Annotated in this window: 14 protein-coding genes, 1 tRNA gene and 1 pseudogene; 2 read left to right on the top strand and 14 right to left on the bottom strand. The window is 50.0% G+C overall.

The window, feature by feature from the left end:
* Nucleotides 1–308: 308 nt before the first annotated feature.
* From M0Q40_05375 to M0Q40_05345, 7 genes and pseudogenes are all read right to left on the bottom strand, one after another.
* Complete coding sequence (locus M0Q40_05375; protein ID MCK9222042.1) at nt 309–1,871, bottom strand: endonuclease/exonuclease/phosphatase family protein; 1,563 nt, start codon at nt 1,869–1,871, stop codon at nt 309–311.
* Nucleotides 1,810–2,151, bottom strand: a complete 342-nt coding sequence (locus M0Q40_05370; protein MCK9222041.1) for a hypothetical protein — start codon at nt 2,149–2,151, stop codon at nt 1,810–1,812. The genes M0Q40_05375 and M0Q40_05370 overlap by 62 nt, the downstream gene beginning before the upstream one ends.
* 309 nt (nt 2,152–2,460) lie before the next feature.
* A complete protein-coding gene (locus M0Q40_05365; protein ID MCK9222040.1) occupies nt 2,461–3,792 on the bottom strand; it encodes a DNRLRE domain-containing protein in 1,332 nt (443 codons plus the stop codon).
* 13 nt (nt 3,793–3,805) lie between these two features.
* The gene (locus M0Q40_05360; GenBank protein MCK9222039.1) at nt 3,806–5,158 is read right to left on the bottom strand and encodes an extracellular solute-binding protein; all 1,353 of its coding nucleotides are present in this window, start codon (nt 5,156–5,158) and stop codon (nt 3,806–3,808) included.
* A 485-nt stretch (nt 5,159–5,643) separates the two neighbouring features.
* Nucleotides 5,644–5,913 (bottom strand): hypothetical protein, encoded by a 270-nt coding sequence (locus tag M0Q40_05355; GenBank protein ID MCK9222038.1) that lies wholly within the window; start codon nt 5,911–5,913, stop codon nt 5,644–5,646.
* A gap of 13 nt (nt 5,914–5,926) precedes the next feature.
* Nucleotides 5,927–6,007, bottom strand: a pseudogene (locus M0Q40_05350) (zinc ribbon domain-containing protein).
* A 164-nt stretch (nt 6,008–6,171) separates the two neighbouring features.
* Nucleotides 6,172–6,750: a phosphate propanoyltransferase gene (locus M0Q40_05345; protein MCK9222037.1), complete on the bottom strand. Its 579-nt coding sequence runs from the start codon at nt 6,748–6,750 to the stop codon at nt 6,172–6,174.
* Between the two features lie 237 nt (nt 6,751–6,987).
* On the opposite strand from M0Q40_05345, the gene M0Q40_05340 reads away from it, so the two are divergent.
* Nucleotides 6,988–7,338, top strand: coding sequence for a hypothetical protein (locus M0Q40_05340; protein MCK9222036.1), 351 nt, complete (start codon nt 6,988–6,990; stop codon nt 7,336–7,338).
* Between the two features lie 125 nt (nt 7,339–7,463).
* Nucleotides 7,464–7,539: transfer RNA gene (locus M0Q40_05335), tRNA-Trp, on the top strand.
* Between the two features lie 207 nt (nt 7,540–7,746).
* Here M0Q40_05335 and cmr6 read toward each other — a convergent pair.
* From cmr6 to M0Q40_05300, 7 genes are read right to left on the bottom strand one after another with little or no spacing between them, the layout of a single operon-like run.
* Nucleotides 7,747–8,898 carry a type III-B CRISPR module RAMP protein Cmr6 gene (gene cmr6 / locus M0Q40_05330; GenBank protein MCK9222035.1) on the bottom strand — a complete coding sequence of 384 codons (1,152 nt, stop codon included), beginning with the start codon at nt 8,896–8,898 and terminating at the stop codon, nt 7,747–7,749.
* Nucleotides 8,873–9,352, bottom strand: a complete 480-nt coding sequence (gene cmr5 / locus M0Q40_05325) for a type III-B CRISPR module-associated protein Cmr5 (protein MCK9222034.1) — start codon at nt 9,350–9,352, stop codon at nt 8,873–8,875. The genes cmr6 and cmr5 overlap by 26 nt, the downstream gene beginning before the upstream one ends.
* Nucleotides 9,324–10,193: a type III-B CRISPR module RAMP protein Cmr4 gene (gene cmr4, locus M0Q40_05320; GenBank protein MCK9222033.1), complete on the bottom strand. Its 870-nt coding sequence runs from the start codon at nt 10,191–10,193 to the stop codon at nt 9,324–9,326. Before cmr4 ends, cmr5 begins: the two co-directional genes overlap by 29 nt.
* Nucleotides 10,190–11,296: a type III-B CRISPR module-associated protein Cmr3 gene (locus M0Q40_05315; protein MCK9222032.1), complete on the bottom strand. Its 1,107-nt coding sequence runs from the start codon at nt 11,294–11,296 to the stop codon at nt 10,190–10,192. Before M0Q40_05315 ends, cmr4 begins: the two co-directional genes overlap by 4 nt.
* Before the next feature lie 12 nt (nt 11,297–11,308).
* Nucleotides 11,309–13,234 (bottom strand): type III-B CRISPR-associated protein Cas10/Cmr2, encoded by a 1,926-nt coding sequence (cas10, locus tag M0Q40_05310; GenBank protein ID MCK9222031.1) that lies wholly within the window; start codon nt 13,232–13,234, stop codon nt 11,309–11,311.
* Nucleotides 13,231–14,454, bottom strand: a complete 1,224-nt coding sequence (cmr1, locus tag M0Q40_05305; protein MCK9222030.1) for a type III-B CRISPR module RAMP protein Cmr1 — start codon at nt 14,452–14,454, stop codon at nt 13,231–13,233. Before cmr1 ends, cas10 begins: the two co-directional genes overlap by 4 nt.
* A 33-nt stretch (nt 14,455–14,487) precedes the next feature.
* Complete coding sequence (locus M0Q40_05300) at nt 14,488–16,251, bottom strand: TM1812 family CRISPR-associated protein (GenBank protein MCK9222029.1); 1,764 nt, start codon at nt 16,249–16,251, stop codon at nt 14,488–14,490.
* Between the last annotated feature and the right edge of the window lie 129 nt (nt 16,252–16,380).

Genomic DNA, 16,380 nt, shown 5'->3' with positions numbered 1-16,380 from the left:
CGCTGTTGTCGGTAAATGAGTACGACTACCTCTCTATAAATAAGCAGCACGGTGACGGTGACAAACCTTCCTCTTCCTTTTCTTTTGTGACTGACTAAACGAGAAACGCTACGCGTGACGAGAATGCCGACTATTGGCGACCCTGTGTACCTCTGTATACAGGGTCGCCAATAGTCGGCATGGTAACTGGGCCGAAGTATACCAGCGGTGAAACTTCTTCATTCCCGTATTTCGAGATCACGCAACACCCCTGGACTCACTGTTCCTCGGTAGTGGCACATCGTACGGCCTTTAGCAGCATGAAGTCACTACTGACACTTCAGCTCCACAACCGTAGGCACGTGGTCGGAGTGTACCCAAATGCCTGGACCCTCCAACCCATGCAGATCAAATCCGGGATGACGCACAATCCAGCCTACGTCAAGTTGGGACTTCAGTGCTTCGCTGACGTAGATGTGGTCGATTGCCGGTACGCCGTTTTTACTGCTGATCTCAAGTGCATTCACAAATCCGCGCTGAGTGAGTGTCGCGTGTAGAACTTCCCCAGGCCGTGAGTTGAAGTCACCAAGCACGATGACGCGTGGATTTCTTTGTAGGAAGTCATCCACTTGTTTGCCCAGCAACTTGGCCTCCTCCACGCGAGTTGCCTCACTGTGTGGGTAGGCATGTAGATTTACCACCCATGTGGGTTGACCATCAAGATCAAGTAATGAGGCACCAGCAAAACGGCTGAATGGGCCTCCGGTGACGTATGCGTTGTTGATTTGGCGACTTTCCAAGATTGGGAAGCGACTCAACAACCCTCCCAAGTAAATGGTCGAAGACGGATAGATCGCGACATGCATGTTCAGAGCAGCGGCCAGTCGTTCGAGCATCTCCGCCGAGCCAGCCTCTTGTATTCCCACCACGTCACAATCAAGCTGGTTGAAGACCTCTTTGAAGTGGTCAATGCGGCGCTGGTCGTTTGGCGCCCCAAGTGCCACGGCTGCTTCCGATTCCGGATAGCCTTGAAAACCCATTATGTTGTACGTACAGAACCGTAGAGTTGATATGTCTTTTGGCACGGGTAAACTGACTCCTTGTAATTGTACTAGTTTGGTCGGGGTTGTTGTGGCAAAAACGTGTTCGTTACCTGTCCATTTCACCGCCAGATCAGGCGTGACCGAGAACGAAAACCGTGCCCGCCACAGTCCGGGTTCCTCGGGCACGGTGAATGCGATAGGGATGTTGGTTGCTCCGGGCTGTATGAACGTAATGTTTGCCACGTTGTTGCCTACTTCCTCAAGCACCCCGTACGGCTTGGCCATGTAGGCCTGTCTTTGGTTGTCCCAGACCAAACTCTCCAACTCGCCAGCAAGTCTCACCTGAAGGTCGTACAGAAAGACCTCACTGCGTAGCTGCATAGTAGCCTTGAGTAGGTCGTCTCTCCGATCTAGCCTCACCGAACCGAGTGAAGCTTGGAGATTGCCCACGACAACCTGTTGATGATCCGTGAACTGGACGTGTCCGTCTTCGAGGTATTGCAAAGCGACGGTCGTTGAACCTAAGGGTAGAACATTGCTTTGTATAGGAATTAGCATCTCGCCCTGCTGGGCATCAAACATTGCGATTGCTCTGCACTTAGTCTCTTCGTGTACAACTAATCGAAACTGGCCTGTTCCTTGCGTCTCAGTTACGACTCGTACCCATATATCAGTACCAGGATTCAAAGTTTTTCTGGGCACAAATGTGCCGTTAACTTTCGTTCCCAGACTCCATTTTGTTTCAACCGGTTCGTACCATGGATACTGGTTCATGAAAACATCGGCGTTAGCCACTGCATACGTAAGATAGGGTTTTGCCTGACGCATCCCGCACTGCGAGCGAAGCAACGCCCTCCTCGGGATTGTAACTGATGACGCTTTGGTAATCTACACCTGGCGCCAGGGAAAGCGGGCCTATCTTTGTGCTTTGTACTACACTACTTTCGGAGTCGGCCTTAACCGGACTTTCCAACGTGACAAACCAAACGGGGAACCATCCGGATGAACCTACGGTGAGTCTCGCAGAAATCAGCGAAGGTTCTCCCTTTGGTTGTGTTGCTACGCCACCGATAAGGAGTCCCGCTGGGTCCTTGGTGGTGCCGATCTGCCACTGCGACTTTACAGTCACTACATTTGAGGCCCCCACTTCTGCGCTCGAAACCGGGCTCCCCATCAGCTGAAGCAGAACGATCAGAATCAGCGCACTGCAGCGCGTTTTTTGCAACAAGCTTTCCGCACTCCCTTCTTTAAGTCAAGTGGCATTGCCGTGATATTTGCGATAGCTTTGCGTGGCGATTTGCACCGCCAGACGCTGTGCTTTCACCCAAACTACAGGAAACGGTTGGCGAGGCCGAGTGCCCGGCACAAGGCACGAACATCTCTGCCCCGCCATCAGTTCCTGCGCTCCGGAGCTAGCGAGTCAACGAAGTCACTATGGTTATTTTACCGTGACTTCTATTTCTGCCGAGTAGCTTATGGTGCCATCAGAGACCGTAGCACGCACCACAGCTAGGCCCTTGCTTACGGGCGTGATGAGCCCTTGGCTTACCTTCGCCACAGCATCGTTGCTTGAAGACCATTCGATTCCGGTGTACTCTGCGTTGAGCGGCCTTGGAAAGGCAGTTATAGCAAACGGGTCTTGACCGGCCGTCAACACTAAAGCACTGACGTCTAACGTTAACCCCTGTAATGGTACTGTGAATATAACACTCAGATATGGGCGTTCGGTTACGTTTACGTACTCGCTTGACCGAAACTGCTTGGTTCCAATCATCCGCTCATCACCGTTACTTGGGTACTCATAGGTTTTGAGCAACACGCCGTAATTGGGAAGTTTCCCTTTGAGCCAGTCGTTAGCAAGATCTGTGAGTTCAAATGAGAACCAGTTAGGTTCGGTTCCTACCACTATTGAATCGATGATATCAAAATGGAACGGGGCAGACTCCTTCATAAAGTTGTTCCAGGTGGTTTCACCTGGTTGACCGGGTAAACCGTCGTGAGAGGTTTCTGTGCCGCCGTTTCCTTCGATCCAGGGGATACGAATCCGATGCATATACACTTCCTTATCGGGAAACTTGTTCTCATAACCGCTGCTTAAGCGATCTCCAAAATACCACACGTTTAGGGTGGCCTCGGTAATTGTTGCATCATCCGGGATGGGCAGGTTGTCGAACCGAATCATTGCGTACTTTTGGTCTCTCGCCCAAGGTCCTGAGTACCCAACTTCGAATTTGTGTTGTGCGCCCATGTTATGGTCGACGTACTTGACTGCCTGGGCGATCTGCGTGTCGAATGTACCTGAGTACGCCCCAGCCCCCTCCTGAAAACGCACTGTTCGCTTAGGAATCGTGAGCCGATACGCTCGACTCTGCTGAGATGCATGCGCGGAAGCCACGCTCACGATAATCACATTGTTACCAATCTCAAGCGGAAGCGTTGGGCTTGCGGTAGCATTGTTGACTACTGTTGGCTGTTCGCCGTTGATCTGCACCGTGATGATTGCACTTGGATCATTAGTAAATGGTACCACACTTATGCCCGACTCGGTCTCCGGCACACTGGCGAAATACGAGAGCGTGTCACTTGAAAAGGGCTGTACTAGCTCGCCGACGCTCAGTTGTAGGTCAGTCAAGGCGACATTAGCCTGCGATGTCCCCACAACAACGAATGGTATAGCAAGTGCGAACAGCATTGCTATGCCGGCGATGAGCGCTACGTTATTGACGGCCAGATTGAACGATGATGTGCTATGGATTTCAAGAGTTTTCATTTTATTCTCCTTCTTAATGCCAATTGCGCTCAGCAATAATCGCATTGAGTGTACGATCCATCTCGGCTAACCCTGACCGTACTGGTATCCGCCCGTTTAGCATCGGTGCGATCCATTGAGCGCGGTTGTTGAATATCTCGAGTGGTAGGTCTGCGATCGCTTCTTCTAGCGAGCGTCGTCCGTTTTCAAGCGCTCCGCCCACTGCTTGGGCAATATCGCCTGCGGGTAGTCCAGAGAGACCAGCCATTTGGTCCACAAAGGCAAAGAGCGTGCTCCGGCGAGCCGGAATCTTACCGGTTATCTCGGCCCAAAGCCGCTGGCCCTCGGCCCCGGTTGCGAACTTAACAAACTCCCAGGCGGCCTCAGCATTTTCAGTAGTCGATGAAATGAACAACGGATCAGTCCAACGCGTGTTGTCCCGGTTATCGACCAGAGGGGTGGCTGCCAGTCCCCACGCAAAACTCATGCCGCCCGCCAGCTGTGTTTCGACATAGTTGTTAAGCTTGTAAGCGCCGATCCAGTCCATAGCGATCTGCCCTCGGCCAAATCCGTAGTAAGTATCAATTCCCTTTCGAGGGCCGGCGGCCGCGTAGTGCGCATATAGGTCTGCAATCGCCTCAAATGCTATCACGTTTTCGGTAGTGAGCATCGTAGAGTGTGTGGGGTAACCCGTGCGGTAGGCCTCTTCGTCAAACCAATCACCACCAAACATCCACGAGACGTCTGGGAGCTGCATATCTGTTGCTTGGCTTAAGGCCAGTTGTGAGTAGGTACCATCTGCATTGGTGACTGTTAACTTGCGACTCACGTCGATGAAGGCATCCCATGTCCATTGGGTGTCGTTCCAGTCAGACGGAGGAGCAGATGTCCCTGCTTCAGCAAACATGTCCTTGTTATAGAATATTAGTTGTGGGGTTACGGTGAGTGGAATGCCATGGATTGCGCCTGAACGAACGAAGCTATCCATGACACCCGGAAAGAAGTCGTCGAGGGCTATTTCAGTGGCGTCTCTTTCTATGAAGGGCATGAGGTCCCTAGTCCACCCCTTGAGAATGAAGCCCAGTTTGTCGGTGGACCCGTAGAAGACATCTGGTGCGTTACCCGAGGCGACCAGGACGGTGAGCTTCTCCGAAAATTCGCTACCTCCGCCGGACCCGCTAGAAAGCGACTCTACCATGATGTGAGGGTTTAGCGCCTCAAACCGTTCAATAACGGCCTCGGCCCACTCAACTTCGGTGGTGTAGCCACGGTGGTAAAACACAATGGAAACCTTTTCTTCGGCTGCGAACATGTGGTTCGACGACATGGTAAGAACAAAGATGACACTGAACGTCAAAATGATGTATTTGGTGCGACGACGGAACATCTTAATTCTGATACCTCCTTGCCTGACGAATTGGCCTCTCCGAGATGGCACGAGGGGCCGTCTTGGAAAAAGTGTCTTTCTGTCTTTGCACTCAAGTCAACAGGTTTGCTTCAATCTGTGTGGGTTTGTATGAGAAAAAAGGTGAAGAAGGTTGGTTCCCGAAGTCGGTGCTTGTCAAGAGTCATGATCGAGATTGTGATCTAATGACGTGTTGTGACTACTGGTAGGCGTCGTTGAAGGATGCAATATAATTGTCGACCAGGTGGCCTTAGAGTCAGCCGCGTCCATAGTCGAGTATGGTCTGTTGCCCGTGAGTCATTCTATATTACTGTCTGTCCTTGTCCGTACAAGCAAGCAAGCACTGCCTGCCTACGACGTGCAATATTCCCATCTCTCAACTACGGGGAAAGTCAGGAACGTTGTAGCAGTCCGATATTAACCGGGTGCTCTGGTGGTATGTCTTTGTCAATGGGTCTAATCTAAGACTACCAGAATCGCTTAACATTTTGTTTTACTGTTTTTGTCTCTATAGGATCACCTTTGAACCTGTTGAAAAAACTCTTGTAAGTGCTGTGCTGGTTGGCGCGCAAAAACGAGTTGCTGCGCGCCAACCAATCTTTCTTAATGGTGGCAGGTGGAACAGTTTCCGCCGGCACAGGAACCGCAACCAGAGCCAAGTGAGGTCGAACAGCCTTGGCTGTCTGAACTGCGGGCGGCAAAGCGGGACAAAAGCTTTTTAACCTCACTACTGCCACACTTAGGGCAAACCACCTCGTCGATTTTCGACCATGGTGTAAGCTCCTCGAACTTCTGGTTACACTTAGTACATCTAAACTCATAAACTGGCATGGTGTATTTCACTATCCTTACACTCGATTCTAGGTCGTTTCCACAAGCCTAGGGCAATACCGAGAAAAAGACAAGACCGTCGTTCTAAATCGCGTCAAAACAGCCAGTATTTGCATTTTGAGATCTGCGTATACCGACCCTCTAGTTATGTGTCATTGGTATCCTTAGTATACTTCTGCCCAGTCACCGTTTGAAACAGCTGCAGCATTAGCTTCGTCTGTATCAAGGTGTAGTTCAAGACTGAAATCATCTCGAACACGAATTAGGACTTCATCGAAGGTTAGCGCCCTGTCCCCTCCTACCTTGACAGTAACGATTTGCTTATCCTCTACTCCGAAGTTTGCTGCATCTTTCGGGGTCATATGGATGTGACGCTTGGCAATAATGACACCCTTATTAAGGTTGATGGCCCCTTTCGGACCAACCACCACAATTCCCGGGGAACCATCGAGTTGACCCGAATCCCGAATCGGAGGTCTGACGCCTAGAGCGAAGGAGTCCGTCCTGGATATTTCGACTTGCGTTTCCTTACGGATTGGTCCCAAAACCCTTACACCTGGGATTGCGCCCTTTCTTCCGACTATGATCACAGTTTCATCACACGCGAATTGGCCTGGTTGGGAGAGGTCCTTTATCTTGGTAAGATCGTAACCTTCCCCGAAGAGCGTGGACAAATGCTCGGTTGTTAGATGGATGTGTCGGTTGGATATACCTAATTGTACTTTACCACGTAGTTGTGCCAATCAAAGTGCCTCCTCTAGAATTCGGGCCACGGTTTAACAGCCCGAGGATTATACGATTATTTTCTGCTAGCGCTAGTGTGCCCAAAACAAGTGCCAGAGACCACGGAACGCTTGCATCTAATAATTACAACACCTGATCACCAAATTCCTGCCTATTCTACCGATAAAGCTGATATACCCGCGGGAATATGGGCTTAGGCTCTTGAGAATACTATCAGGAGCAAAGGAGGCGAACGAATGAGTTTAGTAATTGCTGTCTTTAACGATCTACAGACTGCAGAGAAGCTGTATAGTGACCTTGTTAGTCGAGGGTACCTTCTTGATGATGTAGCCCTTTGGCAAGGCAAAGAGGAGCTTCTGTCATTATCTGAAAGCGTTACCGAAGGTGTAGCCCGAGAGGCAAGAGAACAGGAGGCCTTACCGATAGATATGGTAAACAGCAATGTGAACGAGATTATGAAGAACATACAGCTGGAGATTGCCGCACAAGGTTCGGTTGCTGTAGGATTGCGTACAGAAGGCTATGATATTGACAGGGCTAAAGAGCTCATGTTCAAGCACGGGGCCATAGGTGTCGAGGTTAGGTAGTATTCTGCCAGGCTCTTGAGGTGACGAGCTTATCCCCTAGCTAGCAAAGTAGCGAAATTGCGTGTTTTTTGCTGCGGACGGTGTGTTGACCCGAAAATAGATTTATGTTATACTAGCTTTGCCGCAGGGGAGTAGCTCAATTGGCAGAGCACCGGTCTCCAAAACCGGGGGTTGCGGGTTCGATTCCTGTCTCCCCTGCCATTTTTTTATCTAGTCACTGGGAAAATTACCCACTACAATCATTCTGACTCTGGGACATCCCATCGCAACTTGGGTATGGTGGCTATGGTGGGCCACCAAAAAAGAGGCACCATATTACCCAAGAAGGCGTTCTCAAAAAGACCGGGATTCGTTAGGGAGAAGCCCTCCGCTGAAGGGCTTCTTTCCCTTAACCGAAAGAAGATAGGTTTAGTGGGCGGAAAGGACTTTCTGAATTCGCTCAAGCTTTACTCTGTTCTTTCGATTGGGTTTAACTAATTCTCTCGGACGATAGGAATGGTACCATTTCAGTAGGAGTTGAGCGATTTGCTTGCGCTCAGCGAGCGCGATGTCGGGGTCTTCCATTCGTTCCAACCATAAGGATATGTTTTCCTGAATAAACTCGCTGCTGGAATAGTCATCTTGCTCCATCTCCCGTTCGAGTGGGGGCATACTCTCTAGCCGTTTTCTCTCGATCTCAGCGGCTTGTGCCTCTTCTAATTCGGCCTGTCGTTTGCTTTCCGCTCTTTTGTCTCGCTCAAAACGCCCGTACCCTGAGGACACTTTGGCCCCTGCACCCATCCAAGATAATGCTTCTTCAAGCCATTGGCTTACAAGGTTCAGATTCCCGGTATCCTGCGAACGCGAAGCTAAGGGAAAGGCAAACTCGGCACCACTTTCGGCCACCAAGAATGGAATGGGAACTGGATCATACCAGTCGGCTGGTGGTTGTTTTCCCTTAGATTCTTGGTAGTATGGTCCGTAATGCGGGGTTATGATATCTAGCGTCAGATTAACAGGTTTTGTGGGCAAGGCATCGAAGAAGATGATGTCTCCAATTTGACGCGGTTCATTCGGGCCATCGGAGCTATCTTTATCGGTACCAAAGACTTGTATGAGAGTAGAGCTTTTATTCATCCCATCATCTGGCTCCCACATCCCTGTCGCCCAGGCTTTAACCAAGCCCTTGATTGATGAACCCGGCAGATATGGGCTTCCTAGTGTCCAGTGCCACAAAAAGCCATTCTCCATCGGGTGGTTACGCCCCATTCCCGTGACAAAGCGCTCCGTGGTTTTGTAAAGGTGAAGTTGACCATTTAGGGCCACCACAAGACGCTCCACCCGCATGGTCATCTCTTCTAATTGGCCTGCCAGCTTATCGGACTGTTCTTCATTTCGTAACTCTACCTGCTCAGCAAATGTAGTTATCCAAGTCTCTTTTCCATCCTCTGCTAGTCCCCAAAACCGCCCTTCTCGGCGCCATTGATTGCAGAACTTATCATACCAGAGCCCGCAATGGGCTGAGTTTGGTAATCTGTCCAATCTGCGATGCCGCTCATCTTGATACAGGGGTATCAGCATTGTTTTCCGCCCCTTCTTTTACAATCTTAAAATAAGCCCGGGTAAACTTCTTCATCCAAACTAACCAGGCTAGTGTCTCTTCCTGGGCCCACAGATACGTATGGCGGTCACTGTTAATAATCGCATCCATTAGATCACAAGAACCGCCTTCCCTTACCTGAAATGGGGCTAGTTTGTGATCCCGGCATAGCCAAGCTTCGATGTGCGCATATAACTGATAGTCGGCACTATGTTGGTCCTTATTCGCCGCGGCTAGAAGGGTGGCCATGGATTGGCCAAGACCATTCATCAAGATGGTTGCAGGTAGACATTCCACCCGATTGGAATAGCGACGGATCCAGTCTTGTTGCCTGTTATCCACTTTTTTAGCGACTTCATCGGTTAGTGCCGCGATCTTCGTGGCTACATCCTGTGCCCGCTGCTGATCAAGACTCCCGTACATGGCTCTCACCATCACTTTCTGTCCAAGTTACAGCGCACCATCCCTGGCCAATCGTTTCGTTTCCGCCAACCTGTAGATAAGGTACATCAGTGAATAGCGACGCTACTGTTTTCAATGGCTCAGATTCACCCATCCGGGAACGCGCCAACGCGTAGAACAGAGTCTCTGGTGGGATTGTCTCTTCATACCATAGGCCTTGACTGATTTTGTTGCTGTCCAGTCGATTGCGGGCGTTAACCTGCAAACCATATTGGGCGAAGTATCTGAACTGGTCATCATGACAGATGACTAGTTGACCCGGTAGTCGCTGTCTTGTCCTCTCGTGCAGTCTGTCGCTAATTAGCAGGTGTATATTCTTCACCACTTGCAGGATCGTCTCTTCGGCTAGCTTATTGTCCAAACACAACTCTTCTAAATGGGTCCAATCCCGCTCATCTGCACCATTATGTGCGACAAGTAATTCACCCTTCTCTAAGGCCGGTACATTCAAGTCAATATTGATGCCAATCATTCGACAGTCCCGCTGAAATCGTTCAAGTATATATGGACAGGTTACCCACTTAAACGGACCGCCGTGTAAGGTGCGTACCGGTAAAAGCAGCAGCCGGGCATCTGATACAGAGATGCCTCCGGCACCATTAGGATTTCCGAACACCGCGGCGATCTGTTCATTATTGTCGCCCCACAATTCCGTGGCCCTAGCTCGCAATGCTCCTTTAAGACTTGAACCAGTGATGACCGGATAGTTGGTATACGCCTCCCGGCTAACAGGTAGGTCCACTACGCCCACCGTAGACTCGGCCCCCGGATGCAAACTGACTTCAGCCATCAACCCCATTAACGCTGTACTCATAGCTTCTCCCCCCATTTTCCTATGATCACCTGACCATAGCCGTATTCAGTCATATCTCCTACTTTTCGTCCGTGCCAACTTAGGATCGTATTTATGTCAGTTTCTTCGCTCTCATAAAACCATGTGCTACCGGCCGGGATTACGGGCCTTACCGGCCGGGGTACACCTCTGGCAATATCCCAGCCACCGATGCGCTGCATTTTACCGATACACGCGCAGATGCAACGCTCACCAAAGGATTTTGGTCCGAAACGAACGACTTCCTCCGTTTCGTCGTTGAACACACCCGGAGTTACAAGACTTACTGTAAAACGGGTTTTCCCATTGCGCGGGCTTAATCTCGGTACCTCGGGAAGTAAATGCGGAGGTGCTGTTTTGATTTCAATCTGGGCCATTCTGCCCTCTCCGCCCAAGGTGACAGTGTTTGGGCATTGCTGATGCCATGATTGGGGTACACCATTCACAACAACTACTAGGCATAAGGTCTTGCAGACGAATCTGGTGTGTGTGGTGGAATAAAGCTGTCCTGTGATGGTGGTCCGACGTTTTGAATCAAGCCCGATCCCCACCCGCGTCTCATTGGTCCAAAGCGCATCGGCCTTTATGATATCCGCAGATGCTGGAATATCTCCGGCTAGCACCTTTTCGCAGCCTTTTCTTGTTAACCAGACCTCCTGCAAGGGTTTGAGTCCCTCGTATGGCTCAAGAGGAGTAGCTAACCGGATGCCCTGACGAGGATCGAGATCACATAGAACGGGTTCTAACCGAGTAAAGTGAACCCTGTCCTCTGCATCAGTGGCATAAAGGATAGTAGCCATCGGAGGAAACAAGTACTCGTATTGATTATTCGAGAACCGGCAAAGGTATGGACCCGAGAGTTGTAGTTCGCCAAGAGAGTTTGGATCGCCAAGGGCTTCGGGCCATAGGTGGGTTTGTCGTGGGTTCCAACCTTGTCCCTGCGCCAACGCTGAACGTATAGCTCCCTGTAAAGTCTGCATCGATGGAGGGAAAATGCTCCTGCCTGCGTTTGCCGGTTCGCCGGCATTGAAGGAGCTACTACCCCGGAAAAACCATGTGTCTATCGGGCGGAACATCCAAAGCATGCTAGTCACTCGCTACACCTCCTTTGCTTCTAAAAATCTGGCTAATAAGACACCATCAAGATTCATGTATTCACGACGCCCTAAGGTACCATCGTCCTTGTTATAGTACTGATGGCAGATATGTGCAAGCTGGTCAATGCATTTTTCTATTGTGGGAGTAAGCGTTGGCTCCCGTTGACTACGTAGATATTCCGCTAGCATTATCTGACGGAACTGATGATCGGAGATCCCCTTAATCTCCCGACCGGAGCGGTCCGGGCCGCCATAGTGCTTGCGTAGATTGTACAGAAAGGAACTAGAGAAAACGCTTTTCCCGTTGTCCTTAGTCAAATTTTGTACCAATTCCAGAAGTACCATTTGGTCTTCAGAGGCAATCTGTGGAAGTATGTTATCATTATTCTCCTGCCCGAAAACCACGGTCCATGGGGCCGCCCAGGTTAAAGTTGTACCCGCGGTTCTCCAGACGCAGACAGCCAGACTATCCCGGCCGCATTTACGTTTGGCAACCTCATCCAATAGTTTGTGCGCCTCAGCTAAAGCTTGTTGTAAGGGGCCGCGGCAGTGCGCATAGACGATGGCGGCCGAAATGGTAGCCCGCTGGCGAATCCCCATATTTTGTGAACAGTAGCGTTCAAAGGCGCGCAGATACTCATTTCTTAGCGCTATTGATAATGGTATAGCATCCTCCAAGGGGCAGAAAGCGAGCACATCGTCTCCGCCCGCGTAAATAGTGACGCTATCATGCTGGCGGGCAATACCCGGTACAGCCTCACTAAAAGCCGACACCGCTAGACTAATGTGATTCGGTTCTCCTTTCGGCGGTTCAAAGCTCTGTAACAACCGGCCCATGTGATCGCCATCCATAAGTAGGATGGCATAGTAAGGACTTGGTTCGTTGTTAAATGCGCCTAGGCTTTTTATTAGCGCTTCGCGATCTTTTTTAGAGGCGCTCCAAAGCGCGTCGTTTTCTAAAGCTGATCGGAAAAAGCAATTACCATCTAAGGACACAAAATCACGTAGTGTTTCGTCTTGTTTGACTAGCCGTGCAAGGCACGGTATGTCCCGGTAGATCGGTGAGATGCTTCCTCCCTCGAGTTTGGAGGCTTGAAGGCCAAATTCCCGGGCCTTTTCGGGTTCGGTTTTAGTTATCTCTTCAATCCAATGGATTGTCGCTAAGTAGGGCGTCGAGGGATAGGAGCTAGGCAACGGCCAGCCAATGGTCTGTTCCGCCACATCCGGCAATACGCGCTTAATCAAGGCGATGGCACAAAGACGTTCTCCTTCAGTCAAGTCCAAGCGTTTGGTGGATTTCCGCAATTCCTGCCAAAAGAGATCTTGTTTTCTTCGTTCCCGGGATCGCGCATATCCTGAGAGTTCCTGCCATTGCCCCATCAAAGTACATTTATCACCGTATTCCACCGGTGGAATGTAGCTTCGCCAGTTCTTTCTCATATCCAGTACGTTACTCTCATCGCCAATGGCCCAACTTATTTCCCAAAAGTTGTGTACTTGTCTTTCCCAGATGTCCGCGGTATCCTTTCCAAAGTCAACTACAGGTTCTACAAAACGCTGGAAAACGGCTTGGGCAATGTTATTCCAGATTCTATTGACGGCGTTTTGGCATCTTATTGGATCGAAAGCAGCCGGAACATCGGCAAAGAATCTGTTAGGTAAAGAACCTGTGGTGATCGGCACTGCGGGTTTTTCACCAGCCGTAACGTCCCTAATTGCCCTTAATAACGGTGCGGTTTGTCCCTGCGCATTTTCTATAGCAGGAAAGCGAATCTCGCCATCCTGGTCGATAACATCCTGCATTGCCACACCGGCTAGGTAGGAGAGCAAGAATGAACCAATTGCTAAATCACGCGTACGCCTTGCCTGGGTAACAAAGCTTTGCACGGGTCCTATTGTAAAATGAAAAGTAATCCGTTCGTTCAACTGATATGCACCTCCTTTACCAGCTGATCGGTGAACATATTGGCTAGCAAATCCTGTTGTTCCAGATTTACGTCACAAGGAACAATCGCCATACCGTCGGGAACTTTGTTGTTTTCTTTAGACCTTTCAATGCATAGCTGAGCACCCACGGGCAAAAACTGCGCTGGTAAGAAAGAGGCAATTACCGCACAGTTCCTGTCTAGGGGGTGCAAATGAAACAAAATAGGACTAGCGCGGCGTTTACCAAGGTTATCCCCGATGGGGGAGATCTCATATTCTATCCCCTCATCCCTGAGGTGATAGTTATGGGGAAGGCCAAAGGCCACTCGCGTCGGATGGGGTTTGGCCTGCGACTTGGGCTTAGCATGGTTAAAGGTCAGTGCGTTTAACTTGTCCTTCTCACCTTCTTTCATTTCTTTTCTTAGTTCCATAAAACGCTTACCGAGTTTCTCCATGGTGCGGGCAGTCTTGAGTTCACTTGGGGCCACGTCAGTCTCGAGTTCACTTGGGGCCACGTCAGTCTCGAGTTCACTTAGGACCACCTGTATCCTGCTCTTTGCACTAAATGCTGTATAGGGGGGCAGTTCTCGGGGAAGCGGACCCAATTCCGAAATGAAAGAGTCTAGTTGGCCCACCAAGTCAGTCCGTGTTTTGGGGGCGTGGTAAATCTCTTGATCTCCTAGTCGCAGACTTTCTAAAGCGACTGAACCAAACCCACGACGGGATCGGGCCCCCAATCCGCCGAAATAGTTTAAGGCACGGATTGACTTACATAACATCTCTATTTGTTCATCGGTTGTCCCCGGGCGAAAAACACCACGGAGTGTGAAGCAACTTTTGGGCAGAATTGCCCGTTCTAGATTCCGTATACTGTCCTCTCTATTTTCGCCAAGGACTCCATAGCCAAGATAGCGGATACCCGGAGTCCTTACTGACTGCCTCCATACGTTAACCTCGGCTGGAGACGGCAGCTGACGATCGCCAAAGGACAATAGGACCTGACTTTGTCCACCTTCTGCGCTGCCGAATAATTTGCTTTCCTCCTTTTCGACCTCCGTCCAATCTTTGTCTTTCCCATAGGCCCTGGGCCAAGCGATGGCCCGGTACCAAGACCTCAAGGCCCCTCGGATGGAACTTATGCGCAATTCAGCTTTCTCTTGGGGCCTTTTACACATAAATAACGGGGTAACGACACGAAACCGGGCTTCGATGTGACGCATACTATGGTCCTCCTTTCGTGAGCAAGTGGTAACTCAGATTTTAGTTGGGCAGTAGATCATCTCCCCTTTAACATAGGGATCTTGGCGTTGTTCTTCCGGCGTACGTCGATCGATCATTGCCACGTACTGTACTTCATGGCCGCGGCTTTCAAGAAATTCGCCTAGACGACTTATGACAAACTGCATCGCAGTAGTACCACCCGTAAGATTGACGATAACCTCCGCTTCTTGATCATCGGCCGGTAACATTTTGTCTAGCTGTTTGCATAGTTGCGGGGCTTCATCAAAACCGGTAAAGGGATCCTGCATAGGAAGTATACACAAATTCCCGGTGTACCTCGCCCTCGCTTGGGAACCTGCTACTTTGGATTCGGTGTCGGCACTAGCGAGGATTATTGCATAATCTGGTTGTACCTGCAGTAAGGCCGTATAAAGCAGTCCCGGACTTAATCCCGCCGCAGAGATTAGTACCCGTGGTTTACAAAGGGTGCCTTCCTCGCCCGGTGTCGACGGTGAAATGGATCCAATTACAGGCTTTAGGGCTTCCCGCCAGCGATCATCATCCCACTGCATGATGGCTTGAAACTGAGTGAAGAGTTCCTGTCCCTCTGTTTGTAGTTTTGTCACTCTTAGACGCTCTTCCTTGGCTCCACAATGGGCGAGATCGTTTCGGTATGTCGTAATTCGGGACCAAGTGGCCCCAACTTGCTGGGTTAGGCGGGGGTTCCGAGAATTCCTTATTTTGTTAAGCATGTGCTCTGCCCTTGCCCGAATTTTTCTGTCATTTAAAGCGTTGCAATTCAGTACCGCAACGATAACCTTGTTCACCATTAGTTCCCGCATCAGGGTGGCGGCCACGGTCCAGTTTCGGTGATCTACATGCCACTTAACCAGTCGGTATCCATCCTGGAATTGGTCATCGCTTTCCATTTGGTAGTAGGGTTCTAATATCAGGGGAAGTAGGAGTGGGAAGGGTGTAGCGCTGCGGCCCAGTTGTTCCAATTCCTCATGTAGAGCCTTCAGATTGTCCCCCGTTGTTTTTTCCTTCAACTTTCTTACCTGCTTCCGTAGTTCCATAAATCTGCCAAAAGTAATGGCCAAGGATACGTCATCAAGGTTATCACCGATGTTTCCAAGACGGACGGGCTCATGTTCTGTAGTTCTGCGGAACTCATTATGTATGTTTCGTACAAGGGTACCAATTTCTTGGGCATCACCAAATCGCTTAAAGTCTCGTGTGGCCTCCAGCCAATTTTGCAGGATAAGAAAGTCACTGAGATCGATGATTTTGGATTGATGGGGTCCTTCTTTCGCTTTTCTAAATTCGGTATAATATATACCCACTACCTGCATATCAAAGGCGGTTCTAAGGAAGGTAGCGCCAAGTAAGAAAATCATGGGGATGGAACGATACCCATGGGTAATGTCAAAGACTACAGAGCTTCCAGCAAGGGGCTTTGCAACTTCCGCCAGTTTCATGAAGATACACCATTGTTCTTTAGCTCCACTTCCTGGGGGGACGGTATGCCATATCACCTCAAGACCATATTTCTCGCTCTCCTTGTGAAAGTTATCCTCCTGCATCTTTTGCGCTTCCTCTGTGGCCAGCAGATAGATGCTTCTTACCCCTAATAGTTTTGCTAAAGCTATCTGGGAGTAAGGTGTTTTTACGCAACAGTTGCCCAAAGGACCGTCTTTTTCGTCCTCAAACCGGGTTTTGGCCTGTTCGTAGTTGCTAGTACCGATAGAGGCGATGATTACGGTGTTCTTTGCATTTACTTCTCCGTAATTACCCACTGTAGACCCTCCTTCTCTAATCTTGGAGTTCCTTGTTATAGCTCACTAATCCTCAGTATTGCATATTGATGCAGGAGCGAAGACTGGGGCCCTTTCGCCCTAAGTAGGCATGGTTCCGAGAAATCGACA

Source organism: Limnochordia bacterium (assembly GCA_023230925.1).
In the GTDB taxonomy this organism is placed as follows: Bacteria; Bacillota; Limnochordia; order DUMW01; family DUMW01; genus JALNWK01.
This window is presented reverse-complemented; position numbering and strand designations above follow the sequence as displayed.

Excerpts from the sequence above, each read along its gene's own strand:
- cmr5 (MCK9222034.1), bottom strand. The coding sequence starts at position 9,352 with ATGGTGAGAGCCATGTACGGGAGTCTTGATCAGCAGCGGGCACAGGAT.
- M0Q40_05340 (MCK9222036.1), top strand. The coding sequence starts at position 6,988 with ATGAGTTTAGTAATTGCTGTCTTTAACGATCTACAGACTGCAGAGAAG.
- M0Q40_05365 (MCK9222040.1), bottom strand. The coding sequence starts at position 3,792 with ATGAAAACTCTTGAAATCCATAGCACATCATCGTTCAATCTGGCCGTC.
- cmr1 (MCK9222030.1), bottom strand. The coding sequence starts at position 14,454 with ATGCGTCACATCGAAGCCCGGTTTCGTGTCGTTACCCCGTTATTTATG.
- M0Q40_05360 (MCK9222039.1), bottom strand. The coding sequence starts at position 5,158 with ATGTTCCGTCGTCGCACCAAATACATCATTTTGACGTTCAGTGTCATC.
- cmr6 (MCK9222035.1), bottom strand. The coding sequence starts at position 8,898 with ATGCTGATACCCCTGTATCAAGATGAGCGGCATCGCAGATTGGACAGA.
- cmr4 (MCK9222033.1), bottom strand. The coding sequence starts at position 10,193 with ATGAGTACAGCGTTAATGGGGTTGATGGCTGAAGTCAGTTTGCATCCG.
- M0Q40_05315 (MCK9222032.1), bottom strand. The coding sequence starts at position 11,296 with ATGCTTTGGATGTTCCGCCCGATAGACACATGGTTTTTCCGGGGTAGT.